Source organism: Paenibacillus sp. KS1 (genome assembly GCF_001680695.1).
Lineage (GTDB): Bacteria > Bacillota > Bacilli > Paenibacillales > Paenibacillaceae > Paenibacillus_B > Paenibacillus_B suaedae.
Map to the genome: position 1 here is coordinate 1 of NZ_MAIS01000076.1, position 22,487 is coordinate 22,487.

Below are 22,487 nucleotides of genomic sequence, written 5' to 3' on the forward strand. Positions count from 1 at the left end.
CTGGAAGCTGTTCGGTACTACATTTTGATGTGCACCGTGTGTCTGTGAAGTGATGCTGCCTACATACCCGCTCGATTGAAAGTTGTTCGGTACTACCTGTTGTTCAGACTGTTGCGAAGTATAGCTATGTACGTATCCTGACGGTTGAGGAGATGCACCTCTTGTCACATCAACGTTTAACGCTCCATAGCTTCCAGCACCCAAGTTGCTGCTCAAACCATAGCCAGAAGAGATTCCCGTTCCATAGCTGGCACTATTGCTTGTATAAGATACCGGATTGGACGTTCCTTCATTCACCTGCTGCACCAAATCCCGAAATTGTTGTTGACCTGGCTGGTGCAAGTACTCATTCGACATATGCCTATTCCTCCTATGCGATCGCATCTTATCCGTATGCCGCACTTATATTCACGGCGCACGATGTTAGTATGGATGAACAAGAGGAACAATTATGCATTTTACAGAAAAATTGAAGCAGCCGATGAAATAAACGTCATCCACCTACTTTAGACTGGTTCAAACGCTGACGGGCACTATGATAGGAGGCATCTGCAGGAATGAGCTGTCCGGCCTTGCCTAGTCCGAATGCAGGCATATGGTTATAGACCGCTTCATACTGGCCAGGTTCAATCCGATACGTCTCATGGTAAACGCCAACCTCACCAGCCTTGCCGGTCTGATGGAACTTACGCCATGTTTCCTTATGGAACCCGTTTTTGGCATACCGCTCCAAGTCATCGAAGGAGCGCCAGTACTGCACCAGCATCGGACCATTTCGCCCAATAAAATATTCGGCATGCAGAAATCCATGCTCCTTGTCTTGATACAGCTCTTTCATCATACGCGGCATGGCCCGTGCAACTGGCAGCCATTTGCGTACCGCAAGCCAACGATTCACTCTCATCCCGATAATAAAGACAACGAATGAGCCTTCCATCTTGGCCGCAAAGCGCCCCCTATGGATCCCCATCTCTATCCCTCCCTATTTTGCTAGCACTTCTAAATGCTCCATATAACAGGCCATAATATCATCTCCGCGCATCATAAGATGGGCCGTTAAATAGGTTCCATAAAAAATCGTAAACAGCATTTCCGTCATTTGCCCGACACTATAACGTTCTGTGGCTTCTCCTTTGGCGATCGCCTCTTCAGCAATGCGCCGCATGAGCACATAAAGATTTGGATCAATTTCGCGAGCCCGCTCCTCTTTCCCAGGGAAAAGCAGATGAATCTCAGCATCCGTCAACATCGGCATAAGTGGATGCATCTTCTCTTCTGCAAGCAGTCCCACAAGACGCAGCATGATGCCAGGCCGAGCATGGTCATCCTCAACAATGCAGGCGAATAAATGCTTGGCAGCATCCCAGCCCCGCAGCCCCTGTTCGTCGATTTCTAGCCAGCGCTTCGTCAACCACACGCACATGTAATAGACAAGCACATCTTCCTTTTTCGGGAAGCACTTAAAAAAGGTCACCTTCGACACTTCCACTTGCGCACATATATCTTCCACTTTCATCTCACGAAAGGATTGCTCCACACTCATGTCCAAGCAAGCTTCGTAAAGTGCTATTTTTGTCTTTGCCTTCTTCCGCTCTCTCAGCGAGATATTCAACATCCCCATTTCTATTTCCAATCCTTTCTTGCCGGCAATGCATTAAATATACTTGAGTAATTAATTTAACTCAAGTAAACTTTTTTGTCGAGCGTAAATTCCCCTTCGTTTGGACTCTGTGCCCTTTTTATGTACAATGGAGTGGAAAGTAACTATAGAAAAGGAGATAGATACGTGTTTGAATGGAAAAATATTATTCGCGGGATTCTGATTGGGGCAAGTGACCTGATTCCCGGAGTAAGTGGGGGTACAATTGCTGTTGTACTCGGATTCTATGAGAAACTGATCGCTTCAATCAGCGGGTTCTTCAGCCGGGAGTGGAAGAAGCATCTAGGCTTCCTCATCCCGCTAGGCATCGGTGTCGGTTCAGCGATTTTGCTGCTTAGTAAAGTAATGAAGTGGCTATTGGCCGAGCATCCGCAGCCAACCTTTTTCTTCTTCCTTGGACTTATTGTTGGTATATTGCCATTTTTGTGGAGAGAAGCAGATGGATCGCGCAACTTCAAGCCTGTCCACTATATTCTGCTGCTGATTGGAGCCGCTGCCGTAGCGTGCACAGCATTTTTCAAACCAGACGATCATAACTCGATTATTGAGCTCACAGCATCCTCAGGGGTATTTTTATTTTTCGCTGGATGGCTCGGAAGCATGGCAATGATTCTGCCTGGCGTAAGCGGTTCATTCGTATTACTCCTGCTCGGCGCTTATCCGACCGCAATTCACGCCTTGTCAACACTGAACTTGCCGCTCATTGCCATTATTGGCGCCGGGGTAATCGTCGGATTCATTGTTAGCACGAAGTTCATCCGCTTCTTGCTTGCCAAGTTCCCATCAATCATGTATGCCATCATTATCGGCATGGTCGTTGGCTCTCTGGCCGTTGTTTATCCAGGACTGAACGGCTCAATCGGTACACTTGCCATTAGCATCCTAATGATGATTCTCGGATTTGCTGCCGCCTATGGATTAGGGAAGCAGCAGCCGCAATGATAAAAGCTTCGACTACAACATGATTGCTTATACGACAGCAAGGCACCTCATCTTATTATCAGAAGATAAGGTGCCTTGCTGTATGAATGCACGATATGATGTTCAAATGTTGTAGGTAAGGTGCCAAAATTATACGTGCTGTGCCTCTAACGGGCATCTGACAGCTGGTGATATTGATTATGCAGCGGACGCAGCTCAAGCCAGCGTTGGAAGGATAGACCTTCCTGCTGCTCCTCATAGAGCGGATGCTCCGCCTCGCCAAGATGCGCCTCTGGCAGCTTCGATGAGCCCTGGAATGTCAATTGCACAGGCAATGTCAATGTATCCGGGTAGCCTGGAATTGCAGATGATAGGCGTCCCTTCACGTGGCGCACCTTGCTGGATGCCGAATGTCGCACATGTTCGGGATTAATTTGAACCCATACATCCCAGCTCACTTGCCCTCTGCCATTGCGGAACGGTACTGTCAATCTGCTGTGTATATAGTAATATTCATCGTCCATGATGCATTCATCCGGTGTCAGTTGACACCGTTCTTCCCGTTCCCACGGCTCAATCTCCGTTACATAGAATGGTGCTGAACAATCCGTGTACACACTCGCCACAGGAGCATCGCTTGGCTTCCTTAATCGTGTGCGATGCCTCCGGCGTTTTCCTAGCAATTCTGCTCTACTTTCTCTCTCTTCCATATCTCTCCACTCCCTCTACTTATTTTTTACGCAAAAATAGGGAAAATGAAAGAGGGAAAATGTGAACATTTCTCAACAAAATTCTACAAAGTACAACAAAAATGTTGTCTGTTCGTGTCGAATGATAAAAAAATGCGCCTTTATTCGGTATTTCTCCTCTCTGTTTCAGCGGTAAATCAGATAGAAGTTGCAGATAGAATCTACGTGAAAGTCAATCGCATCCTAATGACAGCTCGTGGTCATGAATCTTCCCATAAAAAAACCTGCATGCGGCAGCTGCAGGTGGAAATGTAAAATATGATCCGTCGTTCCATCTTTATATTAACGATTAAGCAAGCTCCCTACATAGCGAAGCAATTCATTGGCGCAAACTGGGCAATACCCATGTTCCTCCATCAGCCTGGCTGAGACCTCATTAATGCGTTTCAACTGCGTTTCATCTGGCGTTTTCGTGGACGTCGTAATCTTGACGATATCCTTCAAGTCAGAGAACAGCTTCTTCTCTACCGCCTCACGCAATCGGTCATGGCTGTTGTAATCGAATTTGCGTCCCTTGCGAGAATACGAAGACAGCCGAATGAGGATCTCTTCCCGGAACGCCTTCTTCGCATTTTCCGACACGCCGATTTGTTCCTCAATTGAGCGCATAAGCCGCTCATCTGGATCCAGCTCCTCATCCGTAAGCGGATCGCGTATCTTCTTCCAATTGCAAAATGCCTCAATATTGTCTAGATAATTCTCGAACAAGGTCTTCGCAGATTCTTCGAACGAGTAGACAAATGCCTTCTGCACTTCCTTCTTCGCAAGGCTGTCGTACTCTTTGCGAGCAATCGAGATATAGTTGAGATATCGTTCCCGTTCCTCCTTCGTAATCGAAGCATGCTGATCCAAGCCGTCCTTCAAGGCACGCAGTACATCTAATGCGTTAATGCATTGAAGATTCTGCTTTATAAGCGCACTTGATATCCGGTTAATAACATATCGAGGATCTACGCCTGACATCCCTTCCTCGGAAAATTCACTTTGCATTTCCTTCAGATCATTGTCCTTATAGCCTTCCACCTCTTCACCGTCGTACATCCGCATCTTCTTCACTAAATCCATGCCCTGCTTCTTGCTCTCCTTCAATCGGGTCAAGATGGAGAATATGGCAGCTGCCTTGAGCGCATGCGGCGCAATATGAACATGACCCATATCGCTCTGACTGATCAGCTTCGAATAGATGCGCTCTTCCTGCGACACCTTCAAGTTATACGGGATCGGCATGACAATCATACGGGATTGAAGCGCCTCATTCTTCTTGTTCGCGATGAAGCCTTTGTACTCCGCCTCATTGGTGTGAGCGATGATGAGCTCATCGGCCGAGATCAGCGCAAATCGTCCAGCCTTGAAATTCCCCTCCTGTGTGAGCGACAGCAGATTCCACAGGAACTTCTCATCGCACTTCAGCATCTCCTGGAATTCCATCAAGCCGCGGTTCGCCTTGTTCAGTTCCCCATCGAACCGATACGCGCGCGGATCAGACTCCGAACCAAACTCCGTTATCGTAGAGAAGTCAATGCTTCCCGTTAAGTCCGCAATATCCTGCGACTTCGGATCCGATGGACTGAATGTCCCGATCCCAATCCGATTTTCCTCCGATACAAGCACTCGTTCCACCAGCACCTGCTCGATGTCGTTGTCATATTCCGTCTTCAATCGCAGTTGGCATGACGGGCAGAGATTTCCCTCAATGCGAACACCCAGCTCGCGCTCAACCTCAGGCCGAAGTTCATTCGGTATCAGGTGCAGCGGTTCTTCATGCATAGGGCAGCCCTTGATTGCATATATAGCTCCCCGCTCGGTTCGGGAGAACTGCTCCATACCCCGCTTCAGCATCGTGACCAGGGTTGATTTCCCTCCGCTCACAGGCCCCATCAATAGCAATATCCGCTTCCGCACATCAAGCCGCTTCGCAGCAGAGTGGAAATATTCTTCCACCAGCTTCTCAATGGCACGGTCAAGACCGAATATTTCCTTATCGAAAAACTTATATCTGGTCTGCCCGTTAACCTCTTCCACACCATACGACGCAATCATCTCATACACGCGCGCATGTGCCGTCATCGCCGGAGCGGGGTCACGACGCAGCAACTCGACATATTGTTTAAATGTTCCGGTCCAGGCCAATTGTTCACTTTCGGCACGATGTTCTGAAATCCGTTTGAATATGTCCATCCCTTTAAACCTCCATTGCTCCCGATTTGCAACACAGCCCTCCATCGCCGCTTTGCGTCTGTCTCACTTTAGAGAAAAAATTAGTGTACTACATAACTATGCGGAACAAGCCTGTGAATATCACGAAATTTTCTGCATATACAAGCCCAACCTTTGGTTCGATCATGAGCATGGTATAATGGGACGAAGAGTTATAGGAAAGAGGCCCGGAGAAATCATCACATGATTTGTCCCCCCTTTTTCATCGGGAAAGGAGCAACCGTTCGTATGGGCAAATCAACATCCCCTTCTACTCGAGCCAAAAAAACGAAGCAATCTGCACGCTCACAGAGTGCATCGCCTGTCCGCTCGGATTCAGTCGCAGCAGAGCTGGAGCAACAACAGGAGACGAAGGAGACGAGAGAGAAGCAAGTGGACTCGTCTAGAGTCATTCTTAAAGAATCAGAGCTGTACGCCCCAATTAAGACGTACTTTGAAGCGATTGGATATCATGTTCGGGGTGAGGTTCGCCATTGTGATATGGTTGCTATCCGCCCAGATGCGCCGGAAGCAGAGCCGATTATTATCGAATTGAAGTCTTCCTTCAACGTAACGCTGCTGCTTCAGGCGCTTGATCGGTTAAAGCTGTCGTCGACCGTATACGTTGCTGTTGCCAAAAAAAAAGCAACCCGCAGCAGCCACCCGGTTTCCGGACTTCGACAATTATGCGAACGGCTCGGATTAGGCTTTCTGCTCGTCACCTTCTATAAACGCAAGGCGCCATTTGTGGAGGCGATCTGTCATCCACCAGGGTGGGTAGAGCAAGCGGAAAAAGTGGTGTATAATTCAAAACCTGTCAGAACGTCCAAGACTAGAGCCGCAAGACTTGTCCGTGAATTCCATGCGCGCAGCGGCGACTATAACGTAGGCGGCACGACGAAGCAGCCGCTCGTTACAGCCTATCGTGAGAAAGCGCTTCGAGTGGCTAATGTGCTGCAGGAGGGCCCGCTTCGAGCTGCAGTTGTTCGCAGCAGAGCTGCAGTTGGTGATGCGGCCAGCATTTTGCAGAAAAATTACTACGGGTGGTTCGAGCGCCAGAGCCGGGGGATTTATGCATTGACCTCCGAAGGGACAGCGGCTATTGCACAATATGCGAATATTCTTGCGCAGCTGCCAGGATTATCGCCTTAGTCCATTTTCGGATTTTTTACCCTGTCGCGGCAACAGATCGTTAGCCATATATCTCAGACCTGTCCAATGCAATCCATTTCCAACCCCATCCAGTTTCAAAAAAAAGCAAGCAGCCCAGACAGGACTGCTTGCTTCTCATGATCTCTACATTTACGAACGTTTTGCGTACGATTGCTTACACACCAGAGTAACGGCCCAAGAATTCGGAGGCTGCCTCTGTCAGGCGCTCCATTCCGGTACGGATGACACTCGGCTGCGCAAACGAATAGTTAAGACGCATTGTGTTGCGATTTGGTTCACCTGCATAGAAGGACATGCCCGGAACGAATGCTACACCCTTCTCTACAGCAACCTTGAGCAATGCTTGGGCATCCAAGCCTTCAGGAAGCTCTACCCAGAAGAACATGCCGCCTTGAGGCGTATTCCACTTCGCGTCCTTCCACATCTCCTGCTGCAATTCGGAGGCCATCGTCTCCATTCGTTCTTTGTACACGGAAGACAGCTTGCGAATATGTCCATCCAGATCAAATACTTCTGGCAAGAGCATCTCACTAAGGATCAATTGATCCAGAACACTGGAATGGAGATCCGCAGATTGCTTCGCGCGAGCCATCATGCGAATAACCTGCTTATCCGCAACGATCCAGCCTGTGCGCAGTCCTGGGGCAACTGTCTTACTGAACGTGCTCGTATAGGCTACAATTCGCTCCTCTGTTTTCCCTTCCAGGGAAGCGATATTCGGTACCTTGTTATCTGTAAACTTCAAATCTCCGTATGGATCATCCTCAAATATGAGAACTTCATGCTCGCGGCATAGATCCAGCAACGCTTGTCTGCGCTCCAGGCTCCATACTCGTCCTGTCGGATTGCTGAACGTTGGTACTACATATACAAATTTCGGATTATGTTCTTTCAGCTTAGCAGCCAGATCTTCCGGAACCATACCGTTGCTGTCGCTCTCCACCGGAATGATGCGGGCGCTGTAGGAACCAAGCACTTGCAGGCAAGCAAGATAAGTTGGATTCTCCACGAGGACAACATCACCTGGATCCAGCAATGCTCTTGCGTACAAGTCAATCGCTTGCTGAGAGCCTGATGTAACTAGAATCTCATCTGCTTCCGATTCAATGCCGCGATTGGCCTGCATACGAGCAGCCAGTCTCTCACGCAGCACAACGGCACCTTCTGTCAATCCGTATTGCAAGGCTTGCGGGCCTTGACGGAATACACGCTCAGAAGCTTCACGAATCGCATCAATTGGGAACAGTTCGTCTGCCGGTAATCCTCCAGCGAAAGAGATTATCGACTTGCCCTGTGTTAATTTCAAAATATCGCGCACTACCGAGCTCTCTACAGAGCGAACGCGAGCAGAAAAATTATATTGCATAACGGTATCATCCCTTCCTATTTCCAAAAATGATACACCCAACGCTTTATTAATGCAATGGTGAGTATGATTTGCAGTCATCACAATCTTGTCACATGTAAGCGCATCCGGCATCATAAATACATTATATAGAAATTGTGCGCAAAGTTTAAAGCCCCTTCATTGTTGGGTGCAGTACTACTACTATTCTATGTCTTATCGATGGTAACTACTATACCTCAATACATATTAATAATCGTTCAAGGTACAACTAGCTCTCGTGCGGCTTTAGTGAATGAACATGGAGCGATTGTACATCGTTTTCTTCCACATAGACACGATTTATGCAGGGAATCTAACCCGCTATTTTAAAATTCCAAAAAAAGGAGCATCCTGTCACCGAAGCTGGTGATGAGACGCTCCTTTTTCATATGCAGTAATTATGAAACCTCAACTGCACGCTATGCGCTTGGCTCTCCGCCGCGAAGCAGTCCATTCATCATGCGGAATGGAATCGAAATAATAATGCAGACGCCTTCTCCTGGTGAAGCATCCCACGTCATACTGCCATTCAACAGAAGAACACGGGCACGGAGGAGCTTCAGTCCCTTCACCTTCGCACGTTCATTGAACACAGCTGCTGCTTCAAAACCAACTCCATCATCTTCATATAGAATGACAATTTGCCCTTCATCCTTACGTACTTGAAGGTCAATATTTTTGGCATAAGCATGCTGGGCTGAATTATGCAGAAGCTCCTGCACCATACGGAATACATGCAGCTTCATAGCCGGATACAGTGCATCAATCCCAGCTTCCTGATCCACTTGGAAATGAACGCGCTCGCTCCACTCTCCGCATTCTCCTTCAATATATTGCCGAACCGCATTAGCGAAGCCCGCCGTGTGCATAAGCTGCGGATCAAGCCCCAGACAGGTATGCCGCAGTTCCATATTCACGTCTGTCAACTGCTTCTCTACTTGAGCTAGCTGCTCCCGAACAGCGGTCGCTTCCGTGTTTGCGTGAATGGCATCAAGCTGCATGCCAACATCATGCAAGCGCCGCATAACCGTATGCTGCAGCATGTTGGACAGTTTCCCTTTGTCCTTCTCCATAGAGCCGAACATTTTCTCAATCACCCACGGCCCTGTTGTTAAGGATTGCAAGGTTACAGGCTTCCGTTCGGTTTCCCGTTTCAGCCGCTCTACTTGCGTATTCAGCAAATGAATCATCATCACTTTCTTCATGCCGATATTCATATAGCGGATTAACTGACGTATCCATTCTTGTTCCTCCATGTTCAGCTCAGTTCCATCTTCACGATGTGCGACTACCAAATACGCAATGTACACATCATGCCGCTCAACCTCGAACCAATAAGCCGACTCGGAATAGAATTGACCCGAACGAACTCGCCGCTCCACATCTGTTGCATCGAGTCCACCATCAATATAGAGCTCGATATCATTATGCGGGTTTTTGATCACAAGTGCTGCCCCCCGAACCTTCAAGGTCTTGATGAGGGAGTAGAGGATCGCCTTGCTCCATTCCTGCATCGTATCTAGTGCAGTTAATTGAGCCGTAATCAGCTGCAGCGACTCCTTCAGCCGCTGATTGCTCGGATAAATTGCTGTTGTAAGCTTCCGATTGAAGTATGGGAAGCTGTACAGCAGAACGGACAATAAGATAACGATAAAGCCAAAGCTGAATATATGCTGCACGATCGTATGAGATTCAACGAAGATGATCGCATTCAATCCAACAAGGAGTGCCCCCGGAACCATGGCGATAAGAATAAGCGACACGACCCGCTTAATGACAATCTCAAAGTCAGACAATTTATGGAACCGATTCAAATACACGAAGCTTAATGGCAGCAACAGTGTGAACCAGCCTGTCAGCAGCGGCGATACAAGCGGATCCTGACGGAAAATCATTGGAACATAGGTCAATAACAGGATAGGTGTAAATGCAATCCCCATCCATATCCACACATAACGAATGACAGATGCGATATGAGGGGAGCTTAACCGATTGTGATAATAAGTGGATGCGATCCAATAGAAATTGTAGGCCACCCCGCTCACAAAGAGCCAATCAGCAACGATATTGTCAATTTGGTACACGTCGTACACATAATCAGTCATAAGAAGCGTTGTTTTTAACACAAAGTATAAGCCAACGATTCCATAGAACAGGTGAATGCCGCGCCGTGAGTAAGCGATCCCCGCTTTCTCATAGAAAAATTGTGCGATGAAGTGCAGCAGAACGATCGGTATTAAGGCTACGGCGCACCAAATTATAATCTGACCAAGCATATCTCCCCGGAATGTAGCTCCCATGCTCATATAGATGATGACCATTATAAGCAGCAAGCAGGACAGCATTCTCATGGACAAGCTGGAACGTTCCTTCCACCATATGTATCCTGCAAGTACAATGAAGATAAACTCACTCGCAAATGGCAGTACTCCGGAATACGGATGGCGCGGTTCATGCGCCATATCGATAAGCCTGCTATGCCCAGAGTGATCGATAACGAAATATTCCGCTTGTTCAAGCGTGTGCCATCGTCGGACGGTTGGATGTTCACTTGGCGGGCTGCCGTTAATGCTTACAATCCGATCTCCAACCTGCAGCTGCTGTCTTGTCGCGAATGCCTCATTGGAGAATTCAGCGATTGTCCATACCCCCTGCTCTACTTGCACACGGATCCCTAAATAAGGATACCGAATCGTTACAAATACGAACCAACATTGCAAGACGAGCAAAAGCAATAACCCTATTTTTGTAATCGTTTTCAAATTTTTCGATTTTATTTCTATTTTTTCCATTTCTCTTTTTTACCCCTGACAGAAGAATCATTTATCGACAATTTTCATCATAAACCTTACTTTATTCTAACGAACGCTTCCTGTAACTTCAATGCAAGATTTGTATGAATTTTGCATCTCCGCCCCCAATAATGATAGAATTCATGCTAGAATGGGTAATGTTTTTACGTTACCATTCGACTTCTTTCGAGGTGATTCAATTGCAACCAACAGCACAGACGGAACGCGACACGGCACGTCGCTCCCGAACGAAGACGAGCGGAGCTAGCGCCAAATGGTTTCTCCTCTTCTGGGTCATTATGATCGGTATTGGAGTAACGGCTACCTACTTCTACAGCACTCATATGAAGAAAACAATGCTTCAGGAAATTCAAGTGCAAACCGAGGCCCAACTGCAGCAAGTCAAATTAGACTATGAAAAGCAGCTCGGCGAGTTAAATAAGAAGATGGATGCCATGCAAAGCAAAGTTCAATCGTTCAATGAACTACTTACGTTTACAAAGGATAATACTTCGAACAAAACAGACAACAGCAACAAGCTGTATACACAATTGAACGAAGTGAAGAAGCAGCTTGCGGAGCTGCAGAAGAAGATGGATTTGTTGAAATAACAAGCGAGGCGGTTTTTATGAAATTGCAAGTAAAAGTGGTCAATCGGCTATTCATGATGATCACTGCACCTTTTCTTGGCATGATGATCTGGATGCTGATCTCTTCGCAGAGCGTGTCGCTTCAATTCGATAACAAGCCGCTTGCGGAGCCAGCAGCATTCAATAAGACGCAGGCTCAAGTATCCTCTCAATTGGATCAAGCGAAGGAGACGGCCGTCTATACAATCGAATCCGTACGACGTATCTCTACCTTGTATAATCGGACGACCACAACGATGAATGACATCGTTCAATCGGCGAACAGCCAAGCGAAGCGGCCAGAGCGTATCTATGATCGCCGGATATCATCGCGGCTCGGCACACCGAAGGAGCGCATCGACAGCGAGAAGCTGCGCGCGGAATTATACACAATCAATCAGCCCACTTATCGTGGATATGCGATGAAGGTCAAATTGAAGGATCCGCAGGCAATGCAAATGACGCTTGGCCGCGACGAGTATGGTGGATCGGAGACGACGATGCAAGCTGTAAAGCGGCATAATGCCATTGCTGGCATTAACGCTGGCGGTTATGCAGAGAGCAGAGGCAAACGCTATCCACTTGGAACGACCGTGGTGAATGGCAAATACGTCCCCTCATTCGAACCAAGCTTCAAGAATCTGTCCTTCGTCGGCATGGACATCAATTCCCGCTTGATTGGCGGACAGTTCTATCAGAAGGAAGAGCTGGACAAGCTTAAGCCTGAATATGGAGCAACCTTCGTCCCTGTTCTATTAAAGAATGGTGCGAGTCTTACGATCCCTGATAAATGGAAGACGTCACCCGCGAGGGCGCCCCGTACCGTTATCGGCAATTACAAGGATGATCAGCTGCTCATCTTAGTTGTAGACGGCTATAACGAAGGCGGCAGCTCCGGTGCTACGTTGGAGGAACTGCAGCGCAAGCTGGCGAATCTCGGCGTAAGAGATGCATACAACCTGGATGGTGGAGGCTCATCGACGCTTGTATTCAATGGACGAGTTGTCAACACACCATCTGATGGCGAGATGCGATCTCTTCCTACTCATTTCTTGTTCTTCAAATGACAACTTACGGAACAACCTGCATTTCATATTTTCATTTTGGTATGTTTTGGGTATAATAAAGGCATCCATTGGGGGTGTGCATATCATGTCCGTAACTTTTGGGATCATTATGCTCGTATTCGCAATGTTCATCGTAGCTATGTTAACAGCTGGCTACAATGAGGATAAGACGAGCGGCTTGTAAGAAGAAGGAGCTTTCCGATTGCGGGAGGCTTCTTTTTTATGCTTCCATTTCTAAATATGGATACATCCGGTTGGATTGACACCCGTTACCTAACTTGATACGATAAGAATAACGAGGCATTTCGCCCCACTGGGGCGAGATGCCTTCGTGCATATTTATAGGATTTTACATTTAATGGTCTACTGTGAGGAAAGGACTGATGCAATGATCCAGGTAAGAGAGTTTGTAGACGTAGGCTCAGTGACAGCGGAGCAGAAGGCAAATGAGTTTTTGGCAACGCTGCAGGAAGAGCAAGTTATTGAGATTAAATACTCGGCAGGTTATCGCCCAAATCGCGAAATCTCCGAGCAAAGAAGCTGTATATTGGTCATCTATCGGACAGCTAGCGTTCCTGCTGGGAAGCATGAGCCATAGCTGCGATCAACGAACATATCAAAAGGAGAGGTTTGTCATGATGCAGCATTTTCAGGCAGTAACAAGAAACAGTGAGAATCGGGGAGCACTTCGGCAGCTTCGCAAGGAAGGACGGCTGCCTTGTGTCCTGCTGCACAAGGGGACGAGCGTGAATCTTCACTTGGATGAGAAGAAGTTCTCCATGTGGGTCAGAGATACGAAAAGCAGCCAATTGGAACTCAGCTTCGATGGAGCGGATCCGATTACAGCAACCGTCAAGGAGATTCAGCGTCATCCTGTTACGAATGACATTGTGCATGCTGACTTACTGCGTATGTAATTCCCCTGCATTTCCTTCAAGCACTACTACTAGCATAATCATACAGCCAAGGTCGGAGAATCTCCTCTCCCCTTGGCTTATTTATATCTCCACAAATTAAAAAGAAGCATCACCGAGTGTGATGCTTCGCCTCTTGTTTCTCTTTATCGAGCCAAGTGAGTCATTTCATGCATACATTGTGCGCATATGTATCGATCCTTGAAATCTGCTACCCCATCCATTGACCCACAAAATACGCATTTCGGACGGTAGCGCTCTAAAATAATATGATCTCCTTGAACCAAAATTTCAACAGGATCCCCTTCGTTCATCTGGTAGCGCTTCCTCAGTGATTTGGGAAGTACGATACGTCCCAGCTGATCGACTTTACGGACAACACCGGCAGGTTTCATCAGTTCCACCTCTCTTGAATATTCTCTTCTCTCATGTTTACCCTCGAAACTACTGCCCCTACTACTTCGATGCCTCGATCCAAAATCCTGCTGAAATTTGTCAATTCAATTCGTTTTTATTCAAATCTTGTAATAAGGTGCAATTACCGCAAATTAAAGAAGTCTACTTGACGCAGTGCTTCATATACGACAATTGCCGCTGCATTAGACAAGTTGAGTGACCGAACCTTATCCGTCATTGGCATACGCATGCAAGTCTCTGGATTCGCATGAATAATATCCTCAGGGAGACCTTTTGTCTCCTTGCCGAATACGAAGAAGTCCCCATCCTGGAACGAGAAGTCACTGTAGCAGTTGTCTGCTTTCTTCGTCGAGTAGAAGAAGCGGCCGTCCTTGTATTTCTCCTGAAGTTCTTGGAACGAATCATAGTAATGAATCGTTACTGCATACCAATAATCGAGACCTGCACGTTTCAAGGTCGCATCGTCCGTTCGGAACCCGAGTGGACGAACCAAGTGCAGATGAGTACCCGTCGCTGCGCAAGTACGCGCAATATTTCCTGTGTTAGCTGGTATTTCTGGTTCAACCAGAACGATGTTGAAAGCCATCTGATGTTCACCTCACATATTTCATTGTTATATTATACACCAATATGGCAAGCTTATAGATTTCCGTGCACAGCAAGTAAATAGATCTTGTTGCACCATGTTCATAGATGTGGGGGTTTGACATTGGATTTTGCATGAATTATTATAGTTCTACAATCGAACGATTCGACTATTGAACGATTTGATTATCGAACTATTTAAAATCATAAGGGAGCTATTGTTGTGAATCGAGATGCCAAAACCCTCATCGAACGGTATATCGCTGCGGAATTTACTGTAATGAAGCATTTATTTAACGAGATCGGAGAAGCAATTCCCAATCATCTTACCATCGATCAATACCAGATTATGTGCGTACTTCATCAGCGTGGGCAGTGCACTTCCACTGATTTGGCCGCCGTATTTATGGTCGTCAAGAGCTCCATTACCGCCATTATTAATAGACTTGTCGATCACGGATATGTAGAACGAACACCTGCTGAGGAGGATCGTCGCGTCATCGAACTGTCCTTAACCGAGGAAGGGCAGAAGGTCTATGAGCAAGTGGATAAGCAGGTACAGGACATTGTCTCCTCTTATCTGATTCATTTTAATGAAGCGGAAGTTGAATCCTTCATCGGGACGTACGAGAAGCTCGCCCGCTTGATGACAGAAGGGAAGAATCAAACATGAGAACGATACTAAAAGCAAGATGGGCCGTCATGACGGCCTGGATTGCGGTTGCTGTTATTCTTGCCATAGCAGCACCGTCGCTATCTGAGCTTGTGAAGGAGCATGGTACGATTGGCGTACCTGACGGCTACTCCTCTGCAGAAGCGATCCGCATCATGGATGAAGTGTCCAATGCGAAAGGCAATGTGCATGAAACGAGTATGGCATTGGTCTTCCATAGTCCAAATGGAATGACTGATAAGGACACCAAAGACATTCAGCAGGCTATTCAACAGCTCAATCAAAACAAAAACAGCCTTCATATCGTCTCCATGCTCGAACCATACGGACAGACGGAATTAAAGGCTAAATTAATTTCCAAAGACAACAAAACTGTACTCACCTCCCTATTAGTCAGCACCGAGACAGCGAATCCGGTAGAGATTCGTGATCAAATCAATAAAGAACTCGCTTCTACTTCTGTTGAACACTACATTACAGGTCAAAAGCTGATTGAAAATGACCAACTCGTCAGCTCACAAGAGGGCTTGAAGAAGTCGGAACTGATTACCGTTGTATTCATTCTAGCCATCCTATTTTTCGTCTTCCGCTCGATCGTCGCAGCCTTCATTCCGCTGTTAACAGTCGGTCTGAGCTATATCATTTCACAATCCATTGTCGCATTTCTTGTCGAAAGCACCCAATTCCCGTTATCGACGTTCACGCAAATCTTTATGGTGGCTGTCTTATTCGGAATTGGAACGGATTACTGCATCCTGCTCCTCAGTCGGTATAAGGAAGAGCTCGCTAAGCACGACGATCTATGGGATGCGATTGCCGCTACGTACCGTACTGCCGGCAAAACAGTCCTCTTCTCCGGAATCGCCGTACTTGTCGGTTTTTCCGTGATTGGATTTTCCGAATTCAATTTGTATCGTTCTGCCGTTGCAGTTGCCATTGGAATTGCGATTATGCTGCTCGCGTTAGTAACGGTCGTACCGTTCTTCATGGCCGTGCTCGGCAAGAAGCTGTTCTGGCCAGCGAAGAAATCGATTGAGCATAAAGAAAGCCGTTCATGGGGTGCCATTGGCTCATTCTCACTGCGCCGACCGCTGGCAGCGATGCTCGTGGTTGCAGCTGTCACCGTGCCGTTCCTAATATCCTATAAAGGTGAAGTATCATTTAACAGCTTGGAGGAAATCGGAGATAAATACGATTCCGTCAAAGCCTTCAACATTATTGCAGACAGCTTCGAGCCTGGCGAATCCATGCCGACCCAGGTCGTCATCAAGAGCTCTTCCCCGCTTCAGGTGGGCGAATATATGGCTGTAGCCGAGAAAATGAGCCGTGAGCTGATTAAGGTAGATGGCGTATCGGGCGTTCGCAGCCTTAGCCGACCTGCAGGCGATGAAATCAAAGACTTCCAAATTACCGAACAGGTCAAGACACTTGACAGCGGCCTGTCCAAGGGAAATGACGGATTATCCAAAATTAAAGATGGATTGTCCGAAGCAAGCAACGAATTAAGCAAAAACGAGCCTAAGCTCAAAGAGGCAGCTAGCGGAGCAGCACAGCTCACCGCGGGAACCGAAGATCTGAAATCCGGAATCAAGCAGCTGAATGACGGACTTGGTCGCATTGAATCCGGCATTCGCGATGGTTCTGCCGGTGCCGGCCAACTGCAGCAAGGTCTGAAGCAGGCCAAGGAGAGTGCGCAAAAGCTGGCCCAAGCTCATCAGAAGCTGCTCGATACCTATAAGCAGATTGGGCAAGGTCTTACTGAAATAACAAGCGGCGTTGGCCAAATGAATACACAGTTCAGCGAATTGACCAAGTCGCTGCAATCGTTAACGGGCCGATTCGCAAGCTTGGAGGAACGCTTCCCAGATTTGTTGAAAGACGCTGATTATATGACAATTCGCGGTACCGTAACCGCTGCTGGGCAAGGGGCAGCCCAATTATCCGGCGCTCTTGGACAGATGCAATCTACATTAGCGAAAGTAAACGGAGGCATGGCTCAGGCGAACCAAGGCTACGAGCAAGCCACTACCGGCCAGAAGGCGCTGGCATCAGGGTTCGATCAGCTCATTGCAGGCATCTCGCAGCTAGAGTCAGGTCTGAAGCAGGCAGCCAATGGCCAAGGCCAAATCATTAGCAAAGTCCCTGGCATCATAACAGGACTTGATAAACTTCAAGCTGGCCAAAAACAGATCGGAGACGGCTTCTCGCAATTATCTGATCAGATTGGCAAGCTGACGACCGGCTTGAAGGATGGAGCCGATGGATTGACGCAAGTATCGGATGGGCTCAACTCTGCTCAGGGATATTTGCAAAATGTAAGTACAGCGCCGGATAAAGAGCTTGGCGGCTGGTTCGTTCCTGATGAAGTATTAACGAATGACGCCTTCCGCAAGGCGCTCGATATGTACTTATCCGAGGATCGCAGTGTAATGACCTTGGACGTCATCTTTGCTGATAATCCATATGGAACCCCGGCTATCGATCGGATCGACGCTGTGAAGGCAGCTGTGGATCGCAGTGTGAAGGGAACTTCCTTGGAAAAGGCGACGATCGCAGTTGGCGGTGTATCGAGCACGTTTGCCGACTTGAAGCAAATGTCTGGTGAAGATTATATGAGAACCGTAACGTACATGATCATCGGCATATTGCTCATCCTGATTGTCCTGTTCCGATCCATCATTATGCCGCTGTATATCGTAGCATCCTTGCTGCTTACCTTCTTCACTTCGATGGGAATTACGGAAGTGATCTTTACGAAGATGCTGGATTACTCCGGCGTTACATGGGCAGCTCCATTCTTCGGCTTCGTTATGCTGATGGCACTTGGCGTCGATTACAGCATCTTCTTGATGGAGCGCTTCAATGAGAATAAGCATCTGGATGTGAAGGATGCAATCCTATACGCGATGAAAAATATGGGGACGGTTATTATTTCTGCCGTAATCATCTTAGGAGGAACATTTGCTTCCTTCTATCCATCAGGCGTACTGTCCATGATGCAAATTGCAACCGTCGTATTATCCGGACTTACCCTGTATACGTTCCTCATCCTGCCGTTCTTCGTACCCGTCATGGTCAAGACGTTCGGTTCTGCCAACTGGTGGCCGTTCTTCCATAAGCAGCAGGACGAGAAAGCGAAACAGCAAGTTAGTGCCTAAGCTGCTTTTCTACGTCACGTGAGTATTAATTAATCCATTGAATATCATTGATCACATGAAATACATCCGAAATGTTGAAGAGGAACCGAGCATCGGTTCCTCTATTTTTTACACCCAGTTTACGTTTGCTTAATATGCCGCTGACGAATATCCTTCATAATGTTGGTATATGGCATTCGATCGGTAAACAATTTGGTGCACGATATCGAATGCAATAAATCGTTCAACCGATTACTTACTAAAAGAATTGTGGGAGGGACTATTTTGAAATCCAAAATTTTAGTTGTTGATGACGAACCTTCAATCTCTACCCTCATTGAATATAATTTGAAGCTGGCCGGCTATGACGTTCTGTGTGTTTATGATGGGGAGGCTGTATTTGATGTTCTATCCACTTTCCGTCCAGATCTGATCATACTTGACCGCATGCTGCCGAAGAGCGATGGATTGGAAGTATGCCGCAAGCTGCGCGTGGCGAACAATATGGTGCCTGTCATTATGCTGACAGCGATGCATGAAATAGGCGATAAGATTGATGGATTAGATAATGGGGCTGACGATTATATGACGAAGCCTTTCTCCCCGCAGGAGCTTATATCCCGCATTCAGGCTGTTATGCGCCGCATCCGTTCCCTTCCTCTTGTAGATGAAGGACAGGTGTACCAAATCGGCAGTCTGCACGTCATGGCGGATCAGCGAGAAGTGAAGCTGGAAGGCCGGGATGTGGAGTTAACTCCGAAAGAGTTCGAACTGCTCGTCTTCCTATGCCGTCATCGCGGCAAGGTATTGAGCCGACAGCAGCTGCTGCACGGCGTATGGGATTATCACTTCCTCGGCGATACACGCATCGTCGATGTCCATATTAGCCATCTGCGCGACAAACTGGAGAAAAACGCGCGCAGCCCTGAATATATCATGACGATTCGCAATGTAGGCTACAAGCTTACAGAACCGACAAAGCGTCACTTGGCCTAACTTATTCCTCATTTTCGATATAGCCCCGCCTGTTTCCCCGAGCAGGCGGGGTTTTTATTATTCCATGTAAATTACTGCATAAGGCTTATGCATAATCAACGCCTTGGGCTATTATGAATGAACGAACACAATTACATGACCATGGAGGGTGCTATGGCGAACATTGTTAAAATTCGAGCAAGTGTTTTTATACCTATGTCTTGGACGGAGCCGAAGCAAGAGTTGGATACGGGAAATATCATTCAATACGAAGGCGACACTCGCGAATTTACACCGTATGCCGTAAACGCGATGCGTTCCAGAGTTGAGCAAGAAGTTGTTGTTGATTTTTATAAAAAGGAAGTGTTCTCCTATTCGAATACTGGCATCACAACCGAAAAAGTGACTCACCCAGATGGCTCTGAGCATAAAAGAACCGGCAAAGCCAGTACAGAGGGCATTTTGTGTTCCCATATTAGTTGGGGCTCTAATGAAGTCATGTTCCAAATGCGTGCAAGTGCCAGTAATCCATTACTAGCACTTGCACCTCCTGTTGATTATTTATTACACATACGAGTTACAGAAAATGGTGCCGTTGAAGTTGAGGGCAGCCATGATGGATTCCCGTGTTTTGAATTTTATAAGCAAGTAGACTTTGGGGCATTTGAACAAATCTATATTCATGATTTCAGAGAAACCGGAGATACCGCTCAAGCTCTAGCCGGGGAAATGGAGTACCATTTCAAAAAAGTGTTATAACGACAATCGACGCTCTATACAGGCAAACAAAAAAACGAGTTAGCGGGAAACACTTCCCACTAACTCGTTTTTACTTATAAGAACAATGATTTCACTTTTCCCTTTAACCGTTGCGCTGTTGGAACTGCTTCATGAACTGCGCAAGAGCCTCACAGCTCTCATATGGAACTGCGTTATAGATGGAAGCACGGAGCCCGCCAACGCTGCGGTGTCCTTTCAGACCTACGAATCCTGCTTCGCCAGCTTGCTTAATGAAGGCCTTCTCAAGCTCTTCGTCCGCCAAGCGGAAGGTCACGTTCATGAGGGAGCGGCTTCCGCGCTCCGCACAGCCGCGATAGAACTCTCCGCTAGCATCAATCGTGCTGTACAAGAGTTCTGCCTTAGCTTGGTTATCGCGTTCAACCTGCTCAAGCCCGCCGCGCTCCTTCAGCCATTGCAGCACCAGATTGACCATGTAGATGGAGAAGGAAGGTGGTGTATTGTACAAGGAATTATTTTTATAATGAGTACTGTAGCGAAGCATCGTCGGAATCGTCTTCGGGCTGCTCGCAATTAGTTCTTCCTTCGCAATGACGACGGTTACTCCAGATGGCCCCAGATTCTTCTGAGCGCCTGCGTAGATCATGCCAAACTTGGATACATCTACTGGACGGCACAAAATGTCACTGGACAAATCCCCAATAAGGGGTACAGAACCACTGTCTGGATAAGCATGGTACTGCGTTCCGCCAATTGTCTCATTGGAAGTGATGTGCACATAGGCCGCATCCTCTGGTGCGACTACCTCTTCTGGCGTCGGAACGCGCATAAAGCGATCCGCTTCTGTCGAAGCAATAACGCGCGTTGCACCAATCAGCTCGGCTTCTTTAATTGCTTTCTCCGCCCAGCTTCCGGTATGTACATATGCGCCTACTTTGCCTTCAGTGAGCAAATTCATCGGCACCATCGCGAATTGTGTGCTAGCTCCGCCTTGCAGGAACAATACATCGTACCCGGAAGGAATGTTCAGCAATTCCTTCAGCAATTGTTTCGCTTCATTATGAACCTGTTCATATACCGCTCCGCGGTGCGACATTTCCATAATGGACATGCCTTGCTCTTGAAAATCTACGAATTCGGCTTGTGCTCGCTCCAATACAGCCAGCGGCAGCGCTGCCGGCCCTGCATTAAAATTGTACGCGCGATGTTGTCCCATCGGTTTCTCCCACCTTTGTCTCCATGACTAGCATGTTCGTAGGCGCCCATAAAATGATCCGAACGTCTTCTGCTAGCGATATTTTATCGATAATGATAGCAGTATTTGGGTTCGCCATCAAGGAGCAATCCATATGTTTTGCAATAGATTGACTTAGTCATCGAGCGATACTCATTACTTAAGAGGTATGGTTGAACCCATAATTGTTAAGCTTTACCTACGGATTCCCCCTTAACGAGGGTAACGTAGACGCGCTCATGCTCAACCTTCTCCTCCGCAATCATCTTAAGCAACTGCTCGCATGCGAGCGAGCCCCACTTGTGCTTGGAATAATCGATGGTTGCGAGTCGCGGCTGCATATAGCGAGTCAGCTCAATATTGTCAAACCCGATCAGATGAATATCCTCGCCAACACGGAGCTCTGTATCTGATATGCGATTGTACAACCCAACCGCCATTTCATCGTTCAAGCAGAATACAGCAGCTGGCCCGTTGTACTCCTGCAAGATTTGCTCAGCAGCCTTCTCACCGCCGCTTTTGTTGAAGTCGCCGACGATTTCAACCCACTCTACATTCGCTGCCCGATCCGATACGAGCTTCACTGCCTTCATCCGCTGCTCGGAATCATACGATCCAGGCGGGCCTGTCACGATATAAATCTTCTGGTGCCCCTGCTCCACCAAATATTCCGTCGCCAAGGTCGCACCCGCCTTGTTATCCAACAGCACCTGATTAATGTTCGGATGATCCAATTCCCGATCCATCACCACAATCTTATGATTGCGATCAGCGTACATAAGCAGTTCCTCACTCGTGAACGTCTGATCGAGAATGACGGCGCCGTCGATCATTCGTTCCGGCAGCATGCGGTGAGACTGCTTCCCACTGCATACGATCAGATCATAGCCCTGCGCATTGCATACTTTCTTCATGCCGTCCAGCAATTCGCCATATACTTCGCCCTTGAAGTCCGTTAAAAAGGCGCCGATGATCTTCGTTTCTCTTTTTTTCAAATTGCGGGCAGCAGCGTTCGGTACATAGTTCAATTCTCTGGCAATAGCCAATATTTTTGAGCTTGTCTCATCCGTCACCTTGCTGCTGCCATTCAGGGCATAAGATACCGTTGAAATTGACACTCCTGCTTTTTTAGCGATATCCTTTATACTGACCACGTGTCCTCAATCCTCCGTTTGATAACCAATCCTTCTTCCTTATGATGTTGCATCCGAACGGATGCCGCTTTGTCATACTAAGATGT

Annotated in this window: 22 protein-coding genes; 10 read left to right on the forward strand and 12 right to left on the reverse strand. The window is 47.4% G+C overall.

The window, feature by feature from the left end; genetic code table 11:
* The 3 genes from BBG47_RS21135 to BBG47_RS21145 all read right to left on the reverse strand — a co-directional run.
* Positions 1 to 357 (reverse strand): hypothetical protein (locus BBG47_RS21135; protein ID WP_217492515.1); only part of this gene is annotated, 357 nt, incomplete at its 3' end.
* A 136-nt stretch (positions 358 to 493) separates the two neighbouring features.
* Positions 494 to 970 carry a DUF4188 domain-containing protein gene (locus tag BBG47_RS21140; RefSeq protein WP_065293381.1) on the reverse strand — a complete coding sequence of 159 codons (477 nt, stop codon included), beginning with the start codon at positions 968 to 970 and terminating at the stop codon, positions 494 to 496.
* 12 nt (positions 971 to 982) lie between these two features.
* Positions 983 to 1,621, reverse strand: a complete 639-nt coding sequence (locus BBG47_RS21145) for a TetR/AcrR family transcriptional regulator (RefSeq protein WP_083189506.1) — start codon at positions 1,619 to 1,621, stop codon at positions 983 to 985.
* 120 nt (positions 1,622 to 1,741) lie between these two features.
* On the opposite strand from BBG47_RS21145, the gene BBG47_RS21150 reads away from it, so the two are divergent.
* Positions 1,742 to 2,602, forward strand: a complete 861-nt coding sequence (locus tag BBG47_RS21150; RefSeq protein WP_065293382.1) for a DUF368 domain-containing protein — start codon at positions 1,742 to 1,744, stop codon at positions 2,600 to 2,602.
* Positions 2,603 to 2,748: 146 nt separating this feature from the next.
* Here BBG47_RS21150 and BBG47_RS21155 read toward each other — a convergent pair whose 3' ends face one another.
* Positions 2,749 to 3,291 (reverse strand): DUF2199 domain-containing protein, encoded by a 543-nt coding sequence (locus BBG47_RS21155; RefSeq protein ID WP_065293383.1) that lies wholly within the window; start codon positions 3,289 to 3,291, stop codon positions 2,749 to 2,751.
* A gap of 321 nt (positions 3,292 to 3,612) precedes the next feature.
* Positions 3,613 to 5,508 carry a PrkA family serine protein kinase gene (locus BBG47_RS21160; protein WP_065293384.1) on the reverse strand — a complete coding sequence of 632 codons (1,896 nt, stop codon included), beginning with the start codon at positions 5,506 to 5,508 and terminating at the stop codon, positions 3,613 to 3,615.
* 267 nt (positions 5,509 to 5,775) lie between these two features.
* Between BBG47_RS21160 and BBG47_RS21165 the strand changes: the two genes are divergently transcribed.
* Positions 5,776 to 6,678 carry a DUF2161 family putative PD-(D/E)XK-type phosphodiesterase gene (locus tag BBG47_RS21165; RefSeq protein ID WP_083189507.1) on the forward strand — a complete coding sequence of 301 codons (903 nt, stop codon included), beginning with the start codon at positions 5,776 to 5,778 and terminating at the stop codon, positions 6,676 to 6,678.
* A 175-nt stretch (positions 6,679 to 6,853) separates the two neighbouring features.
* Here the strand turns inward: BBG47_RS21165 and BBG47_RS21170 are convergent, their stop codons facing one another.
* Positions 6,854 to 8,065 (reverse strand): aminotransferase-like domain-containing protein, encoded by a 1,212-nt coding sequence (locus BBG47_RS21170; RefSeq protein ID WP_021252575.1) that lies wholly within the window; start codon positions 8,063 to 8,065, stop codon positions 6,854 to 6,856.
* A gap of 440 nt (positions 8,066 to 8,505) precedes the next feature.
* Complete coding sequence (locus BBG47_RS21175) at positions 8,506 to 10,878, reverse strand: sensor histidine kinase (RefSeq protein WP_065293385.1); 2,373 nt, start codon at positions 10,876 to 10,878, stop codon at positions 8,506 to 8,508.
* Positions 10,879 to 11,078: 200 nt separating this feature from the next.
* On the opposite strand from BBG47_RS21175, the gene BBG47_RS21180 reads away from it, so the two are divergent.
* From BBG47_RS21180 to BBG47_RS21195, 4 genes are all read left to right on the forward strand, one after another.
* The gene (locus BBG47_RS21180; RefSeq protein WP_021252577.1) at positions 11,079 to 11,489 is read left to right on the forward strand and encodes a hypothetical protein; all 411 of its coding nucleotides are present in this window, start codon (positions 11,079 to 11,081) and stop codon (positions 11,487 to 11,489) included.
* Between the two features lie 17 nt (positions 11,490 to 11,506).
* Positions 11,507 to 12,574 (forward strand): phosphodiester glycosidase family protein, encoded by a 1,068-nt coding sequence (locus tag BBG47_RS21185; RefSeq protein ID WP_065293386.1) that lies wholly within the window; start codon positions 11,507 to 11,509, stop codon positions 12,572 to 12,574.
* 388 nt (positions 12,575 to 12,962) lie between these two features.
* Positions 12,963 to 13,172: a sporulation protein Cse60 gene (locus BBG47_RS21190; RefSeq protein ID WP_021252579.1), complete on the forward strand. Its 210-nt coding sequence runs from the start codon at positions 12,963 to 12,965 to the stop codon at positions 13,170 to 13,172.
* A 37-nt stretch (positions 13,173 to 13,209) separates the two neighbouring features.
* On the forward strand, positions 13,210 to 13,491 hold the full coding sequence (locus BBG47_RS21195; RefSeq protein ID WP_021252580.1) for a ribosomal 5S rRNA E-loop-binding protein Ctc/L25/TL5: 282 nt from the start codon (positions 13,210 to 13,212) through the stop codon (positions 13,489 to 13,491).
* A gap of 143 nt (positions 13,492 to 13,634) precedes the next feature.
* On the opposite strand, the gene BBG47_RS21200 is transcribed toward BBG47_RS21195, so the two are convergent.
* Positions 13,635 to 13,883, reverse strand: a complete 249-nt coding sequence (locus BBG47_RS21200; RefSeq protein ID WP_021261526.1) for an AbrB/MazE/SpoVT family DNA-binding domain-containing protein — start codon at positions 13,881 to 13,883, stop codon at positions 13,635 to 13,637.
* Between the two features lie 143 nt (positions 13,884 to 14,026).
* On the reverse strand, positions 14,027 to 14,491 hold the full coding sequence (trmL, locus tag BBG47_RS21205; protein ID WP_021252582.1) for a tRNA (uridine(34)/cytosine(34)/5-carboxymethylaminomethyluridine(34)-2'-O)-methyltransferase TrmL: 465 nt from the start codon (positions 14,489 to 14,491) through the stop codon (positions 14,027 to 14,029).
* Positions 14,492 to 14,713: 222 nt separating this feature from the next.
* Here trmL and BBG47_RS21210 point away from each other — a divergent pair, with 222 nt between their 5' ends.
* From BBG47_RS21210 to BBG47_RS21225, 4 genes are all read left to right on the forward strand, one after another.
* Positions 14,714 to 15,163, forward strand: coding sequence for a MarR family winged helix-turn-helix transcriptional regulator (locus tag BBG47_RS21210; RefSeq protein WP_065293387.1), 450 nt, complete (start codon positions 14,714 to 14,716; stop codon positions 15,161 to 15,163).
* Positions 15,160 to 18,321, forward strand: a complete 3,162-nt coding sequence (locus tag BBG47_RS21215; RefSeq protein WP_065293388.1) for an MMPL family transporter — start codon at positions 15,160 to 15,162, stop codon at positions 18,319 to 18,321. The genes BBG47_RS21210 and BBG47_RS21215 overlap by 4 nt, the downstream gene beginning before the upstream one ends.
* A 264-nt stretch (positions 18,322 to 18,585) precedes the next feature.
* Positions 18,586 to 19,296 carry a response regulator transcription factor gene (locus BBG47_RS21220; protein ID WP_021252585.1) on the forward strand — a complete coding sequence of 237 codons (711 nt, stop codon included), beginning with the start codon at positions 18,586 to 18,588 and terminating at the stop codon, positions 19,294 to 19,296.
* A gap of 153 nt (positions 19,297 to 19,449) precedes the next feature.
* Positions 19,450 to 20,034 (forward strand): DUF3238 domain-containing protein, encoded by a 585-nt coding sequence (locus tag BBG47_RS21225; RefSeq protein ID WP_065293389.1) that lies wholly within the window; start codon positions 19,450 to 19,452, stop codon positions 20,032 to 20,034.
* A 103-nt stretch (positions 20,035 to 20,137) separates the two neighbouring features.
* On the opposite strand, the gene serC is transcribed toward BBG47_RS21225, so the two are convergent.
* The 3 genes from serC to BBG47_RS21235 all read right to left on the reverse strand — a co-directional run bounded on the left by serC (position 20,138) and on the right by BBG47_RS21235 (position 22,401).
* Positions 20,138 to 21,229, reverse strand: a complete 1,092-nt coding sequence (gene serC / locus BBG47_RS21230; protein ID WP_021252587.1) for a 3-phosphoserine/phosphohydroxythreonine transaminase — start codon at positions 21,227 to 21,229, stop codon at positions 20,138 to 20,140.
* On the reverse strand, positions 21,201 to 21,347 hold the full coding sequence (locus tag BBG47_RS30065) for a hypothetical protein (RefSeq protein ID WP_174810067.1): 147 nt from the start codon (positions 21,345 to 21,347) through the stop codon (positions 21,201 to 21,203). Before BBG47_RS30065 ends, serC begins: the two co-directional genes overlap by 29 nt.
* 88 nt (positions 21,348 to 21,435) lie before the next feature.
* The gene (locus BBG47_RS21235) at positions 21,436 to 22,401 is read right to left on the reverse strand and encodes a LacI family DNA-binding transcriptional regulator (protein WP_065293390.1); all 966 of its coding nucleotides are present in this window, start codon (positions 22,399 to 22,401) and stop codon (positions 21,436 to 21,438) included.
* Positions 22,402 to 22,487: the final 86 nt, after the last annotated feature.

Coding starts and splice junctions, on each gene's coding strand:
- BBG47_RS21140 (WP_065293381.1), bottom strand. CDS start 970: ATGGGGATCCATAGGGGGCGCTTTGCGGCCAAGATGGAAGGCTCATTC.
- BBG47_RS21145 (WP_083189506.1), bottom strand. CDS start 1,621: ATGGGGATGTTGAATATCTCGCTGAGAGAGCGGAAGAAGGCAAAGACA.
- BBG47_RS21150 (WP_065293382.1), top strand. CDS start 1,742: ATGTACAATGGAGTGGAAAGTAACTATAGAAAAGGAGATAGATACGTG.
- BBG47_RS21155 (WP_065293383.1), bottom strand. CDS start 3,291: ATGGAAGAGAGAGAAAGTAGAGCAGAATTGCTAGGAAAACGCCGGAGG.
- BBG47_RS21160 (WP_065293384.1), bottom strand. CDS start 5,508: ATGGACATATTCAAACGGATTTCAGAACATCGTGCCGAAAGTGAACAA.
- BBG47_RS21165 (WP_083189507.1), top strand. CDS start 5,776: ATGGGCAAATCAACATCCCCTTCTACTCGAGCCAAAAAAACGAAGCAA.
- BBG47_RS21170 (WP_021252575.1), bottom strand. CDS start 8,065: ATGCAATATAATTTTTCTGCTCGCGTTCGCTCTGTAGAGAGCTCGGTA.
- BBG47_RS21175 (WP_065293385.1), bottom strand. CDS start 10,878: ATGGAAAAAATAGAAATAAAATCGAAAAATTTGAAAACGATTACAAAA.
- BBG47_RS21185 (WP_065293386.1), top strand. CDS start 11,507: ATGAAATTGCAAGTAAAAGTGGTCAATCGGCTATTCATGATGATCACT.
- BBG47_RS21190 (WP_021252579.1), top strand. CDS start 12,963: ATGATCCAGGTAAGAGAGTTTGTAGACGTAGGCTCAGTGACAGCGGAG.
- BBG47_RS21195 (WP_021252580.1), top strand. CDS start 13,210: ATGATGCAGCATTTTCAGGCAGTAACAAGAAACAGTGAGAATCGGGGA.
- BBG47_RS21200 (WP_021261526.1), bottom strand. CDS start 13,883: ATGAAACCTGCCGGTGTTGTCCGTAAAGTCGATCAGCTGGGACGTATC.
- trmL (WP_021252582.1), bottom strand. CDS start 14,491: ATGGCTTTCAACATCGTTCTGGTTGAACCAGAAATACCAGCTAACACA.
- BBG47_RS21215 (WP_065293388.1), top strand. CDS start 15,160: ATGAGAACGATACTAAAAGCAAGATGGGCCGTCATGACGGCCTGGATT.
- BBG47_RS21225 (WP_065293389.1), top strand. CDS start 19,450: ATGGCGAACATTGTTAAAATTCGAGCAAGTGTTTTTATACCTATGTCT.
- serC (WP_021252587.1), bottom strand. CDS start 21,229: ATGGGACAACATCGCGCGTACAATTTTAATGCAGGGCCGGCAGCGCTG.
- BBG47_RS30065 (WP_174810067.1), bottom strand. CDS start 21,347: ATGGCGAACCCAAATACTGCTATCATTATCGATAAAATATCGCTAGCA.